Source organism: Paenisporosarcina sp. P5_A11 (genome assembly GCF_056400705.1).
Genome location: NZ_JBFUKT010000279.1, coordinates 1 through 2,836 on the forward strand (window position 1 = coordinate 1; position 2,836 = coordinate 2,836).

At 36.3% G+C, this 2,836-nt stretch carries 1 protein-coding gene; it reads left to right on the plus strand.

What is annotated here, in order from left to right; all coding sequences use genetic code 11:
• Positions 1-2,622, plus strand: a 2,622-nt coding sequence (locus tag AC1DOS_RS19290) for a S8 family serine peptidase (RefSeq protein ID WP_477538802.1), incomplete at its 5' end; no start/stop codon positions are given.
• Between the last annotated feature and the right edge of the window lie 214 nt (positions 2,623-2,836).

Here is a 2,836-nt window from a genome sequence, read left to right on the forward strand (position 1 = left end):
GCCTATGAGGATGATATTATCGCAGGAATTGAGCATGCCGTTACAATGGGTGCAGATGTTATCAACATGAGCTTAGGTGTTGATGCAGGATATGTTAGTGAAGAAGATGATCCTACTCAAAAAGCCATTCGAGTTGCGACAGAGCGTGGAACACTAGTTGTAGTGGCAGCTGGTAATTCCGCTCATAGTACGAAAAATAATTTATTTCTTGACTCTGCTTCAAAGCCATATGCAGAAAATCCTGATATTGGGACTGTTGGTGCACCGGGTGTAGGTCCATATGCTTTATCGGTAGCATCCTATGAAAATACAAAATTGCATTTAAATACTTTAGCAGATACAGATGGTTTTAAGCTTCCTTTCCAAGATCAAACGATGTTTCCTGCAAAATATAATTTTAAACTTTCAAGATTTTTAAATCCGAATCAAGAGTATGAAATGGTGTATGCAAACGAAGGACGAAGCAAAGCTGATTTTCCCGCCAATAAAACTGGCTACATTGCAGTAATAAAATTATTAAATGAATATTATTCTTATTCTTCTATTCAATTTAACGCAGCAACGTATGGAGCAAAAGCGGTAATCATAATACCAGCTGATAATATGGCGACTGATTATCCTTATCTAAGATTAACTCAAAATTCCATTCCAACTGCTACAACAGGTAAGGCTCCAGGGCAAGAACTATTAAATAAACTAAAAAGTGGTCAAATGGTCAAGATGAAATTAGACGAGGAAACTTGGATAGATAATGCAAAAAAAGACAACATGTCCAGTTTTTCATCCTATGGTTCTCCAAGTACATTAGATTTTAAACCAGAGATTTCGGCTCCTGGTGGAAATATTTATTCAACTGTTCCAGGAAATGATTATGAAATCATGAGCGGTACATCAATGGCAGCACCTCATGTTGCAGGCGGTTCAGCATTGTTATTGCAGGCACTTTATCAAAAAGGATTAACCCATTCAGAAGATACGGTGTTAAAAGCAAAGCTTGCTTTAATGAATACAGCTAATGTTCTCATGGATCCAAGAACAAACGGTGAAGTTCCATATTCACCACGCTTACAAGGATCTGGTTTAATGAAAATTCAAAATGCCATTAACACACCTGTCATTGTGACAAGTCGAAACACGCCTTTAGAACAAGCTGGAGCAGTTGCTTTAAAGGAAATCGGACAAACGACAAGCTTTAAATTAAACGTGGAGGCATTCGAAACTCCTAAGGGAAATAATAATAGTGAGGATATCGAATACCAAGTTTTTGTAGATGTTTTAAAGGATCAGACGGAAGTGAAAGAATATGATTTAGATACTGATGGTGACTTGGATTCCAAGGAGTATCTAACTTTAAAAAGTGAACGAATCAATGGAGCAACCGTCACTGTCAATGATAAAAAAGTGACAGTAACAGAAGGAGCACTTCTTAAAACTAAACCTGGTCAATTAAAACAGCTGACAGTTAATGTGAATTTACCAGATTCCTTAAAGAAAAATAGTTTTGTAGAAGGATTTGTTCGTCTAGTCCCGGTTACCAAGGACCAAGATAAAGCCGTGCCTTTATCCGTTCCTTATATGGGCTTCTATGGAAATTGGGATGAACCACTAAATATCGATCCTCCTGCATGGGAAAAAGATGCATTTTTAGGTTATACTGCACTTTGGGATGGAACATCAGAACGTTATCCAAAGGGATATGATCCTAGTACTGGAACGTTTGATCTTAACAAAATTGCCATCTCGCCAAACTACCATCTAAATGGTATCTATTCTTCATTTACGGCTTTACGTAATCTACAAAAAACAGAAATGTTTGTTGAAGATCAATCAGGGAATATCGTTAAATATTTAGGTGACTTCAGTGAATATACAGGGACACCATGGAAATTCAGAAAGAATGTCATGTCATTTGGGGACACTTATTACAATGAACTCTATTATTGGGATATGACAGATGAATCTGGACAATTTGTACAAGATGGAAATTATCAATATGTTATTAAAACGACATTAGACTTTCCAGGTGCAAAACCACAGGAAGTTAAAATGCCTGTGAAAGTAGATTCGACACTACCTAAAGTTACAGACATTACTGTAACTCCAAAGGATGGTAAATACGAAATTTCCTGGGTAGGCACAGATAATGAAAACGGAAGTGGATATGTTGCTGCAATGGTTTGGGTGAACGGTAATTATTATACACCAGGAAAAGAGACAACATTACTATTAAACTACGAACCGAAAAATATTGTGGTTAAAGGAGCAGATAACTCATTTAATCACTCGTACACAGTTTGGGGAGACCAAGATCCAAAATATATGAGTGAATGGATTGTTCTTTCAAATTCTAGCGTATATCCGACCAAAAATTTAAACAAAAATACTCCAACAGAAATTGATTACTTTGCTTCAAACAGAGTAGACTGGACGTTTTATGTGAAAGATGCAAATGGGAAAATAGTCGATACGTTTGAATATAAAAATGAAAAAGCAGTTCATAAAAAATGGGCACCTAAACCGGAGCTACCAAATGGAAATTACTTTATCTCAGCTGATTTGGTAACAAAAGATGGTTTTAAAGTGTCAACAACGCCTAAACAAGTAATGGTTCTCCAACAATAAACCGATTGCGACCCAAGTGAGGATTATTCACTTGGGTTTTTTCATGCCCGGTGCATGGTGCCATTTTTATACGCAAAAGATGAATGATTAAATAAAAAGTCGTGAAGTGAAGTAGTACTTTTGTTTTATAGTGGTATAGAACCAAGAACAGCAAAAGATACATCTTATGTTTAATTTTCAGAAAAGTAGAAATGTGGGATGATAAGGGTTAATG